The sequence below is a fragment of the Actinokineospora sp. UV203 genome, assembly GCF_056323665.1.
Map to the genome: position 1 here is coordinate 5,959,861 of NZ_CM150484.1, position 12,692 is coordinate 5,972,552.

Consider the following 12,692-nt stretch of genomic DNA (forward strand, 5'->3'; position numbering starts at 1 on the left):
CTACGTACCTACGTACCTATATCCACCGTCTACGGGCACCAACTGTCGGTTTTCGAGCAAAACCATGATCATCGGATCCGAACGTCGCAGGTCGTGGCCTCGGACTTTGAGCGCAACGGAGCCATTCATGTTCAGAGAGTCGCGAGCGTGATGAGTGCGGAACCGGAGCCGGTGCGGCCTCGCACCCGCAGCGGGGAGGGCCCGTCCGGCCGCTCATCCGACAGCGGCAGCTCGCTGCGGGCCTCGCCCGACCCGGAGGACAGGTCGATCTCGGCCGCCGATCCGGCCCGCACCGCGACCCGCAGGTCACCGGAGCCGGTCGTGAGTTCGAGCTGACCGGACGCGGCGTCGGCGACCGTGATGTCGCCGGTGCCGGTGCGCACGAGGACGTCGTCGGCCACCGCGCCCAGCCAGACGTCGCCGCCGCCGGTGGACACCGACGAGGGGCCCGCGATCTCGGTCGCCTCGACGGCGCCGGAACTGGTGCGGGCCCGCAGACCCGAGCCGGACCGGCCGACCCGGATCGAGCCGGAGCCGGTGGTCAGGTGGGCGCCTGCGGCTGCCTCGACGTCGATCGCGCCGCCCGCGGTGGCCGCCTCGACCCGTCCCGCCTGCCCGGTCACGGTGATCGACGCCGCGCCCGAGCGTGACGTCAGGTGGGAGCCGAGGGGAGCGCGGATGGACACGGCGACCGGCACGCCGCGCAGGCTCGCCTGGTGCGGTGTGCGCACGGTCAGCCTGCCGCCGCCGAACTCGATCTTCGTCTGGCGCACCGCCTCCCCGGGCACATCGGCGGGCGCCTGCTCACCGAGCTGGCCGCTGAACCACGTGACCAGGTTCGACAGGCCCTCCGCCCACGGACTCCCGCTGTCCGGCGCGTGCCGCACGCTCACCGCGACGTTGGGCTCGTCGACCAGGCGCACCTCGATGACCCCGGCGCCGATGGTCACCGTCATCTCTATAGGTCCGTCCGCGTCGAACGTCCGCGCGGCGACCGGCTGGGTGTCGGTCATCCGCGGTACCAGCCCCGCACGCGCGACCCGTCGGTCTTGTCCCAGCCCTTGTCTCCGCCCTTCGCCTTGCCGTGCAGCGCGCCTTGCAGCGCCTGCTGGACGAACGTGTTGAGGGACACGCCCTGGGCGTTCGCGGCCTGCTCGGCCTTCGCCTTGAGCTCCTCGAACAGGCGCAGGGTCATCCGGCTCATATCGCCGCCGTCTTGCAGCGGCGGCGGTGGTGTCTCCTTGGCACCACCTGACGTCTCGGTGACGACGACACGCACATCGCGCCCGTCCAAGCGGATATCCACCACATGGTCGGGCAGCGCCGCGGTCACCTCGGCGGCGAGGTCGGACAGGGCGTTCATCATGGCCAGCCGGGCGGCTGGCTCGATGGCGGCGGACAACACCGCCGCCGCGCGCCGCATCGTCTCGTCACCGGCCGACGCCGTGGTGGCCAGGTCGTCACGCAGAGCTGCGAGGTACGGGTTCAGGTCCATGACACCACCATGACACCACTGGTGACATCGGTCAAGGAAGTGGGTGGGTGCGGTTAGGCTGGCCGCCGTAGTCGCAATCGAGTAGAGGACGGGCCACGTGACCGAGACGGTGTCGCCGAAGGTGCAGCTCATCGCCAAGACCGAGTTCTTCGCGCCGGCGGACGTGCCGTGGTCCACCGACGCCGACGGCGGTGAGGCGCTGGCCGAGTTCGCGGGCCGGGCCTGCTACCAGTCGTGGAAGAAGCCGAACCCGGCCACCGCGACCAACGCGGGCTACATCAACCACATCATCGAGGTCGGCCACCTGTCGGTCCTCGAGCACGGCAGCGTGAGCTTCTACATGACGGGCCTGTCCCGCTCGCTCACCCACGAGCTGATCCGCCACCGCCACTTCTCCTACTCGCAGCTCTCGCAGCGGTACGTGCCGGAGAAGTCGGCCGCGATGGTCGAGCCCGACGTCATCGCCGAGGACCCGGAGCTGCACGCCAAGTTCATCGAGGCCGCCCAGGCCGCGCAGGACGCGTACAACGAGCTGCTCGCAGGCCTGGAGAAGAAGTTCGCCGACGTCAAGAGCGCCACCCTGCGCAAGAAGCAGGCACGCCAGGCGGCCCGGGCGATCCTCCCCAACGCCACCGAGACCCGCATCGTGGTCACCGGCAACTACCGCGCCTGGCGCCACTTCATCGCGATGCGCGCCACCGAGCACGCCGACGTCGAGATCCGCGCGCTGGCCATCGAGTGCCTGCGGCAGCTGCAGAAGGCGGCGTCGAGCGTGTTCGCCGACTTCACGATCACCGCGCTGCCCGACGGCACCGAGGTCGCCTCCAGCCCGCTCGTCGCCGAAGGCTGAGCCGGGTGAAGCGGCTCGCCATCGACGTCATCGACGGCGATTACACGGTCACCAGGTTCGACGCGGGGACCACGGTCCCCGCGGGCCTGTTCGACGCCGACGGCCTGGTGTCGGTCAGCCGAACGCCCACCGAGGTCTCGATCGTCTCCCCGAGCGCCGCGGCGCCGGAGGGCGGCCAGACCGAGGCGGGCTGGCGGCTGCTGACCGTGCGCGGCCCGCTGGAGTTCACCCTCACCGGCATCATGGCCTCCCTGGCGGGCTCGCTCGCCGCGGCCGGGGTGTCGCTGTTCGCGCTGTCCACTTTCGACACCGACCACATCCTGGTGCACGCCACCGACCTCACCCGCGCCGTCACGGCCCTGCGCGAGGCAGGCCACGAGGTCCACGAATAACGCGAGTCGCCCCTTCCGGCAAGTGAGTCGCCCCTTCCGGCAAGTGAGTTCAACATTCAGGCTGGCGGGGCCATGGTGTCGACCGGGTCGCGCGGCAGAGGTTCGCCGCCTGAATGTTGAACTCACTTGCCCGAAGGGGCGACTCACTTGCCGGAAGGGGCGACTCGCGAATGGGGTGGGAGTCTAGGATTCGCGGCGGCTGAGGAGGTAGCAGGGTGTCGCAGGAGCAAGGGCCGACCGTGGCGCACGGGCCGCGCATGGTGGCGGGCCGGTACGCGGTCCTCAACGAGCTGGGCCGCGGCGGCATGGGCGTCGTGTGGCTCGCCGAGGACACCATGATCGGGCGGCACGTCGCGATCAAGGAACTGCACCTGCCCGAGGGTGTGCCGCAGAGCGAGCGGCAGATCTTCGAGGAACGCGTGCTGCGCGAGGCCCGCACCGCCGGGCGGCTCAACGACCCGGCTGTCGTCACCGTCTACGACGTGGTGCAGGAATCGGGCGCCACCCACATCGTCATGGAGCTGATCCAGGCGCCGACGCTGTCCGACGTGGTCAAGGAGCGCGGGCCGCTGCCCGCCGACCAGGTCGCCAAGCTCGCCGACCAGCTGCTCTCCGCCCTCGACGCCGCGCACCAGGCGGGCATCGTGCACCGCGACGTCAAGCCCAGCAACATCATGCTGGCCGCGAACGGCCGGGTGAAGCTCACCGACTTCGGCATCGCCCAGTCCCTCGACGACCCGCGCCTGACCAGCAGCGGCATCCTCATCGGGTCGCCGTCCTACATGGCTCCCGAGCGCATCCGCGGCGAAGAGGCCAGCGCGAGTTCCGACCTGTGGGCGCTGGGCGCTGTCCTGTTCTTCGCGATGGAGGGCTACTCGCCCTACGAGCGGGCCACCACCGCCGCCACCATGCACTCGATCCTCAACGAGGTCCCGTACCTGACCCGCGGCCAGGGCGCATTGGCCTCGGTGATCACCGGCCTGATGATCAACACCCCGCAGGCCCGGCTCACCTCCGGCCAGGCCCGCGGCCTGCTGACGCACGTGCAGACGGGCCCACCCACCGGCCCGACGATGATGACCGGCGGCACCGCGTACTTCCCGCACAACCAGGCGACCCGCGCGGTCACCGCGCCGCCGAAGGGTGCGGTGAACAAGAAGCTCGCGCTGATCCTCGCGGGCATCCTGCTGATCGCGGGCGCGGTCGGCGGCTTCTTCCTGAGCAACGCCATCAACACCCCCGACGCCGACACCAAGCCGCTGGCGCAGACGTTCACCTATGGCGATGGCGGCAACATCGTCGAGTTCAAGATCTCCAACGGTTACTGCGACACCGGCAGGTTGCAGGCGGGGTCCTCGTTCGATTCGGGCACGGACTGCAAGAAGCCGTTCCAGTTCCAGGTCTACGGGCAGACGGAACCGGCCACCTCCTCCGCGAAACTCGATTACGCGGGCACGGAGTTGAAAGCGCTGGGCGAGAGCTACTGCGGCTGGTTGTTCGCCACCGATCGGGTCAACAAGGAGCGCAAGTCCAGCCTTGTCTACTCGGTGCTCATCCCGTCTGAGAAGACTTGGGATGCCGACTCCTCCGATGGCGGCGATCGGACCGTGTCCTGTGTGCTCAGCGACCGGGGCGGCGCGTCCCTCACTGAGTCCCAGGTCACGGAGCCGGAGTAACTTACCGCCGGTAATGTAGGTCCATGGGTGTAGCCAAGGACGAACGCGCGCAGCTCAGCGACCTGTTCTCCGCCGTCGGGCCAGACGCGCCGACGCTGTGCGGCGACTGGAAGACCCGCGATCTCGCCGCCCACCTCGTGGTCCGCGAGCGCAGACCCGACGCGGCGGGCGGCATCCTGGTCAAAGCCCTTGAGGGCTACCTCCAGAAGGTCCAGGACGGCTACGCCGCCAAGCCATGGCCCGAACTCGTCGACCTGGTGCGCGGCGGCCCGCCGCTGCTGTCGATCTATCGCCCCGCCTTCCTTGACGAGCTGATCAACACTACCGAGTACTACGTGCACCACGAGGACGTCCGCCGCGCCGTCCCCGGCTGGGAGCCGCGCCCCGCCGACAACGAGCGCGACCGCGCCCTGTGGGTCGCACTGAAGCGCTCCGGCCGGATGTTCTTCCGCAACAGCCCCGTCGGCGTCAACGCCCGGACCCCGTCCGGCAGGCACACCAGCCTCAAGCGCGGCCCCAACACTGTCACCCTTGTGGGTGAACCGAGTGAGCTGCTGCTGTTCGCGTTCGGCCGCGACGAATGCCGGGTCGAGTTCGAGGGCGAGCAGTCGTCCATCAGCGTCGTATCCGGCCTCAACAGAGGCCTCTAGCAGCCAGACCTGCGCCGGTGACCGCAGGTTGCGGGCGTCGGGTCGATGACCACGAGGTAGCGTCTAACCCCATGACCGCAAGTCCCACAGCCACGCCCGGCAGACCGTTCGGCCGGGTGCTCACCGCCATGGTCAGCCCCTTCGACGCCGAGGGGGCGGTCGATCTGGACCGGGCGCAGGAACTCGCCGCGCACCTCGTCGACCTGGGCAACGACGGTCTGATCGTCAACGGCACCACCGGCGAATCGCCGACCACGACCGACACGGAGAAGTCGGACCTGGTCCGCGCCGTCGTCGAGGCCGTGGGAGACCGGGCGACCGTCGTCGCCTCGGTCGGCACGTACAACACCGCGCACTCGGTACACCTGGCAGGCGAGGCCGAGAAGGCGGGCGCGCACGGCCTGCTCGTGGTCACCCCGTACTACTCCCGCCCGCCGCAGTCCGGCCTGCTCGCGCACTTCACCGCGATCGCCGACACCACCGGCCTGGGCGTCATGCTCTACGACATCCCGCCCCGCTCGGTCGTCCCGATCGAGGTCGACACCCTGCGCAAGCTCGCCGAGCACCCGCGCATCCTCGCGGTCAAGGACGCCAAGGGCGACCTCCTCGCGGGCAGCCAGGTCATCGCGACCACCGACCTCGCCTACTACTCCGGCGACGACGCCCTGAACCTGCCGTGGCTGTCCATCGGCGGCGTCGGCTTCGTCAGCGTCATCGGCCACGTGGTGGCCGACCGCCTGCGCACCATGGTCGACAGCTACGAGAGCGGCGATGTCGCCGCGGCCCGCGAAGTCCACAATGGACTGCTGCCGGTGCTGCGCGCGTTCAGCCGGGTCGGCGGCGTCGTGTTCTCCAAGGCCGCGCTGCGGCTGCGCGGCATCGACGCGGGCGACCCGCGGCTGCCGCTGCTGCCCGCCACCGACGAGCAGATCGCCGCCATCGCGGGCGACCTTGGTGTGGCCGGGCTGACCAACGCGGACGGTCAGGGCATCGACCCCGCCACCGCGCGCGTGGCGCACACCGACGCCAACGCCGCCTACGTCAACACCACGACCCACACAAGCGCCGGGACGGTTCATAAGTGAGTGACAACCGCACAACGGGGAAGTGGCCGCACAATCCGCCCGCCCCGCTGGCTGACGGCGGCCTGCGCATCGTCGCGCTCGGCGGGATCGGTGAGATCGGCCGCAACATGACCGTCTTCGAGTACGGCGGCAGGCTGCTGATCGTCGACTGCGGTGTGCTCTTCCCCGAAGACCAGCAGCCTGGTGTCGACCTGATCCTCCCGGACTTCCGCGCGATCGAAGGCCGGATCAACGAGATCGACGCGCTGGTCCTGACCCACGGCCACGAGGACCACATCGGCGCCGTGCCGTTCCTCCTGCGGCTGCGGCCCGACCTCCCGATCATCGGTTCCCGGTTCACCCTCGCCCTGGTCGCGGCCAAGTGCAAAGAGCACCGCCTCACCCCGAAACTGCACGAGGTCAAGGAAGGCGAACGCCGCGCCTGGGGCGTGTTCGACTGCGAGTTCTTCGCCGTCAACCACTCCATCCCCGACGCGCTGGCCGTGGCCATCCGCACGCCCGCGGGCGTGGTCCTGCACACCGGCGACATCAAGCTCGACCAGCTCCCGCTCGACGGTCGGCTCACCGACCTCGCGGGCTTCTCCCGCCTCGGCGACGAGGGCGTCGACCTGTTCCTGGTCGACTCGACCAACGCCGAGGTCCCCGGGTTCGTCATCTCCGAGCGCGAGATCGGCCCGGTCCTCGACGGTGTCATCCAGCGGGCCAACCAGCGGGTCATCGTCGCCTGCTTCGCCAGCCACGTGCACCGCGTGCAGCAGGTCCTTGACGTCGCCGTCGCACACGGCCGCCGGGTCGCGCTCGTCGGCCGGTCGATGGTGCGCAACATGGGCATCGCCGCCGACCTGAAGCTGCTCACCGTCCCCCCGGGCCTGCTCGTCAGCCTCGACGAGGCGATGACGATGCCCGAGGACCAGGTTCTGTTCGTCTCCACCGGTTCGCAGGGCGAGCCCCTCTCCGCACTGTCGCGGATGGCGCGCGGCGAGCACCGGCACATCTCGATCCGCCCCGGCGACACGGTGATCCTGGCCAGTTCCATGATCCCCGGCAACGAGACCGCGGTGTTCGGCGTCGTCAACGGCCTGGTTCGGCTCGGCGCCCACGTCGTCCACCAGGGCAACGCGAAGGTCCACGTCTCCGGCCACGCCCCCGCGGGCGAACTCCTGTTCCTCTACAACGCGGTACGCCCCAGCAACGTCATGCCAGTCCACGGCGAATGGCGTCACCTGCGCGCCAACGCCGCGCTGGCCGTGCAGACCGGCGTCCCCGAAGACCGCGTGGTCATCGCGGAAGACGGCGTGGTCGTCGACCTGATCGACGGCCGCGCGAGGATCTCCGGCCGGGTCGAGGTCGGCCACGTCTACGTCGACGGCCTCTCCGTCGGCGACGTCGGCGAGTCGACACTTTCGGACCGGCTGGTGCTCGGCGAGGGCGGCTTCATCTCCATCACCATCGCCGTCGACTCGGCGACGGGCAGGGCCATGGCGCCGCCGACCATTTCCGGGCGCGGCTTCTCCGACGACCCCAAGGCACTCGACGATGTGGTGTCGCTGGTGGAGATGGAGCTGTCGCACACGGAGTCCGAAGGCATCACCGACACCCACAGGATCGCCCAGCACATCCGCCGGGTCGTGGGCCGCTGGGTCGCCGACACCTACCGCAGGCGCCCGATGATCGTGCCGACCGTCATCCCCGTATAGGAGAGGGTCTTGCCCTATATCTCGGTTTCCATGTACCCGGGCCGCACGCAGGAACAGAAGCGCGAACTCGTCGCGAAGCTGACAGACGCTTTCGTCGAGACGTGCGGCGGTAATCGCGAGGGCGTGTGGGTTGTGATCAACGAGGTCCCAGCGGAGAACTGGGGCGTCGGCGGCGAACTGCGGGGATGACGCCCGCACCACCACCGGCCCGGCGGCCTGGGCGGTAAGTCAAGCCGCCCAGGCCCCGAAGCAGCTACGCGCGCCGAGCCGCCGTGGCAAGCAGCACAGCCACAGCAGCGCTGAACAACTGCCGCAGCAGGAGATTGCGTTCACGACGGCGTTCACGCCTGGTTCGATTCATCGCAGTTCCGTTTCCGCTCGCGTCTACTACGGTGTCGCTCCACCCGTCGGCGGCGTAACGGCCTCCGACGGCGCCCGCAAGGGTTCGAACCGCTCCCCAGCGTCGTCCAACATCAACAAAGTCCCGCTGGGAATGTCGAAGAACAGCCCGATCAGCCGCACCCGGCCTGCCGTCACCGCGGCAGCCACATCAGGCATCTTGCGCAGCGAATCAAGCTGCACGGCCACGTTCACCATCGCCAGCTGATCGATCTCCGACCACCCCGACTCCGCCGCACGCTTGCCCAGCGGATGCCCGTCCTGCCACGCCAGCAAGCTGGGTTCGGCCCACCGCAGCCACCGCCCGATCGGATCGTTCTCCGGACCCGACAGCAGCGCCGTCATCGCACCGCAGCGGGAGTGGCCACAGACAATCATCGTCGGCACCTTCAGGTGGTCGAGCGCGTAAAGCACGCCCGCCCGCATCGACAGGTCGCCGGGCACCAGGTTGCCCACGTTGCGCAGCGTGAACAGGTCGCCAGGGCCCGACGTAGTGATCACGTTCGGCACGATCCGCGAGTCCGCGCAGGTGAGGAACAGGGCGTGCGGGTGCTGGTTCGCGGCCAGCCTGCGCAGGTGCGGGCGCATGATCGGCGCGGTCCTGCGGTGGTATTCGCGGGCACCCGTCAGCAGCGGCCGGAGCACATGGTCACGCGACTGATGTGGGATCGGGAGGTGCGTGCCTGAATCAGCACTGTCGTGCCCCCTGATCGAATGGTGCGAGTTGAGGGACTCGCTGTCCTGCCAGTGCGACCACGGCAGGAACCAGCGCGGGCCCGGCCCGGTGCGCTTGCGGCGGGTGTTGGGGCCGGGTCCGCCGATCTCGTCGATGACGATCGTGCCGCCGGTCGCCTCGTGCTGGCGCCGCCACGCCGAGAGGTGTTCGTAGGCGGCGTGGTCGAGGTAGTCCACGACGAGTTCCAAGTGGACGGAGCTGCCGTCGGGCACCTGGGCGAGCACGCGGGAAAGTCTTGGCACCGAAAGAAAGCTTAAAGTTCCCTCGACGACGACGGCGTAGACTTCGTCGGCGCCCTGCTCGACTCGCACGCGCGCCCAGACAATCCGGCGCAGCGTCGCGAGGAGCGCGACGGCGAAGCCCAGCAGGACCCCTTCGAGCAGGTTGAGCATGACCACGCCCGCGATCGTGACCACGTAGACCATCAGCTCGCCGTGTCTGCGCGCGGTCCGCATGTCGGACAGCTTGACCAGGTTCATGCCGACGACCACGAGCAGCCCGGCCAGCGCGGCCATCGGGATCCGCTCGACGAGGTCGACCAGCAGCACGGTGAACAGCAGCACCCACAATCCGTGCATGGTCGCCGAGGCCCGGGTGCGGGCGCCCGCGCGGACGTTGGTCGCGCTGCGCACGATCACGCCGGTGATGGGCAGGCCGCCGAGCAGGCCGGAGACGATGTTCGCGCTGCCCTGGCCGACCAGTTCGCGGTTGAGGTCGGTGCGGTGGCCGTCGCGCAGCTTGTCGACGGCGACAGCGGAGAGCAGGCTCTCGACGCTGGCGATGATCGTCATGGTGAACACGCCGAGCGCGAACGCGACCCAGTGGCCGTCGGGGAGCGCGGGCAGGACGATCGCCGAGAGCGGTGAGTCCGGCAGCGACACCCGCTGTACGTCGATCCCCAGGGTGACCAGGGTGGCGAGCACGATCGCCACCAGCGGGCCGGGGATGGCCCTGATCCGCGCGGGCAGCTTGGGCCAGACGAGCAGCAGCGCGACGACCGCCAGGCCGATGAAGGTGGCGGGTTGGTGCAGGTCGGTGATCTGGGCGGGCAGGTCGCGCAGGTTGTGCCAGGTGTTGGCGCTCGGGGAGCCGCCGAGCAGCACGTGCACCTGGCTGATGACGATGACGACGCCAATGCCCGCGAGCATCGCGTGCACGACCGTGGGGGAGATCGCGAGCGCGGCCCGGCCGATCTTGCACGCCCCGAGAATGAGTTGGAGCACGCCGGCGCAGACGGTGATCGCGCAGGTCACCGCCCAGCCGAATTGGCCGATGAGTTCGGCGACGACCACGGTGAGACCCGCGGCGGGGCCGCTGACCTGCAGCCGGGAGCCGCCGAGCGGTCCGGCGACCAGGCCGCCGACGACGGCGGCGATGAGCCCGGCGATGACGGGCGCCCCGGACGCGGCGGCGATGCCGAGCGAGAGCGGGACGGCGATGAGGAAGACGACGAGTGAGGCCTGCACGTCATGGCGGGCGTCGAGCAGGCGGTGGGGCGGGGCGTGGGCTGGGCCACTGGAGCGTGGTGCACCCATCGGGGTACCTCCTTGAGAGTCGGTCGGAATGGACGCTCTCGGGTGCACCATGTTTCGGTACCGAGATGAGCACATGGTGACCGATTGACCACGATGTGTCGCCTGCGACAAGTAAACATTGCTTTACTTCCGACGCTCCCGGTGACCCCCGGGTAGATCAACTTCACTCGACCGCGTGTGGTGTGGGTCTCAATCGGTGGGTAGTGGGTCAGCGGGCGTGACCGGTCCGCGCGACGCGATCTGGACCAGCGCGGCCCCACTCAGGATCACCACCATCCCGATGATCTGGTCGGGTGACAGGGTCTCGCCGAGCATCAGCCAGGCGAGCAGGGTGGCCACGATCGGCTCCGACAGGGCGAGCACGCTGGCCACGGTGGAGGGCAGATGCCGAAGTGAACTGATACTCAGGGTGTAGGCGAGAGCGGTGCTGATCAGCGCGACCGTGACCAGCAACGCCACCACCGGCACCTGCGCGCCGCCGAAGGTCGAGGTCGTTCGGACCGCCGCGTACGGCATCGTCCACGGCGGCGCGACGGCGAACAGCGCGAGCGCGCCTACCACCATTCCCCACGTCACCATCCCGATCGGGTGGTGCTCGCTCGCCCCGCGCTCCCCGAGCAGGTAATAGGCCGCGGAGCACAGCGCCGCGCCGATTCCGGCGAGCAGCCCGACCCCATCAAGTTCAAGCGACTTCCATACCTGCGCGACGAGCGCCAGCCCGCAAAAGGCGAGCGCGATGCCCGCCCAGGACAACATCGGCAGCCGCACCTTGCGGACGAACCGCACCCAGAACGCCACCAAGATCGGCGAGGTGTACTCCAGCAGCAGCGCGATACCCACCGGCAGGCGGGACACGGCGATGAAGAAAAGCAGCTGGACCAGGCCGACCCCGGTGAGCCCGTAGGCCACGAGGAGCCGCCACTGGTCGCGGCGGACGCGCAGGATCGACGGCTTGATCAGGGCGACACCGATCAGCAGCACCGCGGCCGCGATGCCCACCCGGGCGCTCGCCACGTGCTCCGGGGACAATCCGGCATTCATCGCCGCCTTGGCCATCGGCCCGGAACTGCCGAACGCCACCGAGGCGCCGAGGATGTAAACAACGCCTCGACCTCGGTGAATAACCGGTGTCTTCAGTTCAGTCGTCACGAATGCCAGTCTGCCTTAAGTCAATGCGGTCGGTGGTTGGATGGTAGGACGTATCCGTTCGTCGGTAACCCCTGGGCCGCCCTCTATGCTTGCGCGCGCACAGGCGGCGGAGGTGTCATGCGAGGCGAACGACGTGGGCCCGTGCCCGGACTTCACAAGGTCCGATTCGGCACCGCCGAACTACTCGCCGACGCCGACCGCGACAACGCGTGGCTCCTGACTGTCGAGGGCGTCGCCCAGTCCTATGTGGACCTCGACGACCCATGGCACCTCGAATTCGACTATGTCCGCCGCATCGGTGATGTGATCGATGTGCTTCCCGCCGGCCCGCTGGACGTCCTGCATGTCGGCGGGGGAGCGGGCACCCTGCCCCGCTACCTCGCCGCGACCCGCCCGGGCTGCGACCAGTTGGTCATCGACGCCGACGGCCCCCTGATAGACCTGGTGCGGGCCGAGCTGGACCTGGACTCGGTACCAGGCCTGGAAGTCCGCGTCGCCGAAGGCCGCCCGGCGGTGGCGGAACTCCCCGACGCCCAGTACGACTTGGTCATCCTCGACGCCTACGTTCGTGCGGCCATGCCCGGCGGCCTGGCCACCCTGGAATTCATCACCGACACAGCCCGCGTCTTACGTCCGGGAGGAACGGCGGTGGTCAACATCTCCGACGGCCCGGGCCTGCGCTTCGCCCGCAGATTCATCGCGACGATGTTGGCCGTGTACCCCCATGTGGTGATGCTGGCAGAACCAAACGTCCTGAGGGGCAGACGCTACGGAAATCTGGTGGTGGGGGCGTCGAACGAGCCACTCCCGGTGAAGGACCTGGCGTCACGGGCAGCATCGGCAGCCTTCCCGGCGCGATGTGTTCCCACGGCACAACTCTTGGCCCTATCGGCAAACGCGGTCCCCATCACCGACGCGTCCCCCATGGTCACCCCGACACCACCGGAACACGCCTTCGGCCTACCCGACAGCGCGAGCTAGCGGCAATGGGCTCGGCAGACCCCAAGATCCCGATTCGCAACGAACCA

General features: G+C 69.3%; 12 protein-coding genes. 8 read left to right on the top strand and 4 right to left on the bottom strand.

Annotated elements, in window-relative coordinates:
* Nucleotides 1–131: 131 nt before the first annotated feature.
* Entirely contained in the window at nt 132–1,013 is an 882-nt protein-coding gene (locus ACUZ2Y_RS28620) for a DUF4097 family beta strand repeat-containing protein (protein WP_476324697.1), read from the bottom strand.
* Nucleotides 1,010–1,495 carry a toxin-antitoxin system HicB family antitoxin gene (locus ACUZ2Y_RS28625; protein ID WP_476324699.1) on the bottom strand — a complete coding sequence of 162 codons (486 nt, stop codon included), beginning with the start codon at nt 1,493–1,495 and terminating at the stop codon, nt 1,010–1,012. The genes ACUZ2Y_RS28620 and ACUZ2Y_RS28625 overlap by 4 nt, the downstream gene beginning before the upstream one ends.
* Before the next feature lie 97 nt (nt 1,496–1,592).
* Here ACUZ2Y_RS28625 and thyX point away from each other — a divergent pair, with 97 nt between their 5' ends.
* The 7 genes from thyX (at nt 1,593) to ACUZ2Y_RS28660 (ending at nt 8,034) form a co-directional block, all read left to right on the top strand.
* Complete coding sequence (gene thyX / locus ACUZ2Y_RS28630) at nt 1,593–2,345, top strand: FAD-dependent thymidylate synthase (protein ID WP_476324701.1); 753 nt, start codon at nt 1,593–1,595, stop codon at nt 2,343–2,345.
* 5 nt (nt 2,346–2,350) lie between these two features.
* Nucleotides 2,351–2,737, top strand: coding sequence for an ACT domain-containing protein (locus ACUZ2Y_RS28635; protein ID WP_476324703.1), 387 nt, complete (start codon nt 2,351–2,353; stop codon nt 2,735–2,737).
* Between the two features lie 215 nt (nt 2,738–2,952).
* Nucleotides 2,953–4,413, top strand: coding sequence for a serine/threonine-protein kinase (locus tag ACUZ2Y_RS28640; protein WP_476324705.1), 1,461 nt, complete (start codon nt 2,953–2,955; stop codon nt 4,411–4,413).
* Nucleotides 4,414–4,436: 23 nt separating this feature from the next.
* Nucleotides 4,437–5,063: a TIGR03085 family metal-binding protein gene (locus ACUZ2Y_RS28645; protein ID WP_476324707.1), complete on the top strand. Its 627-nt coding sequence runs from the start codon at nt 4,437–4,439 to the stop codon at nt 5,061–5,063.
* Nucleotides 5,064–5,134: 71 nt separating this feature from the next.
* Nucleotides 5,135–6,148 carry a 4-hydroxy-tetrahydrodipicolinate synthase gene (dapA, locus tag ACUZ2Y_RS28650; RefSeq protein WP_476324708.1) on the top strand — a complete coding sequence of 338 codons (1,014 nt, stop codon included), beginning with the start codon at nt 5,135–5,137 and terminating at the stop codon, nt 6,146–6,148.
* Nucleotides 6,145–7,845 carry a ribonuclease J gene (locus ACUZ2Y_RS28655; RefSeq protein ID WP_476324710.1) on the top strand — a complete coding sequence of 567 codons (1,701 nt, stop codon included), beginning with the start codon at nt 6,145–6,147 and terminating at the stop codon, nt 7,843–7,845. Before dapA ends, ACUZ2Y_RS28655 begins: the two co-directional genes overlap by 4 nt.
* Before the next feature lie 9 nt (nt 7,846–7,854).
* Complete coding sequence (locus ACUZ2Y_RS28660) at nt 7,855–8,034, top strand: 2-hydroxymuconate tautomerase (RefSeq protein WP_476324712.1); 180 nt, start codon at nt 7,855–7,857, stop codon at nt 8,032–8,034.
* Nucleotides 8,035–8,232: 198 nt separating this feature from the next.
* Here ACUZ2Y_RS28660 and ACUZ2Y_RS28665 read toward each other — a convergent pair whose 3' ends face one another.
* Both ACUZ2Y_RS28665 and ACUZ2Y_RS28670 read right to left on the bottom strand, forming a co-directional pair.
* The gene (locus tag ACUZ2Y_RS28665; protein ID WP_476324714.1) at nt 8,233–10,515 is read right to left on the bottom strand and encodes a SulP family inorganic anion transporter; all 2,283 of its coding nucleotides are present in this window, start codon (nt 10,513–10,515) and stop codon (nt 8,233–8,235) included.
* A 189-nt stretch (nt 10,516–10,704) separates the two neighbouring features.
* The gene (locus ACUZ2Y_RS28670) at nt 10,705–11,664 is read right to left on the bottom strand and encodes an EamA family transporter (RefSeq protein WP_476324715.1); all 960 of its coding nucleotides are present in this window, start codon (nt 11,662–11,664) and stop codon (nt 10,705–10,707) included.
* A 117-nt stretch (nt 11,665–11,781) separates the two neighbouring features.
* Here ACUZ2Y_RS28670 and ACUZ2Y_RS28675 point away from each other — a divergent pair, with 117 nt between their 5' ends.
* Nucleotides 11,782–12,645, top strand: a complete 864-nt coding sequence (locus ACUZ2Y_RS28675; RefSeq protein WP_476324717.1) for a spermidine synthase — start codon at nt 11,782–11,784, stop codon at nt 12,643–12,645.
* Nucleotides 12,646–12,692 lie beyond the last annotated feature (47 nt).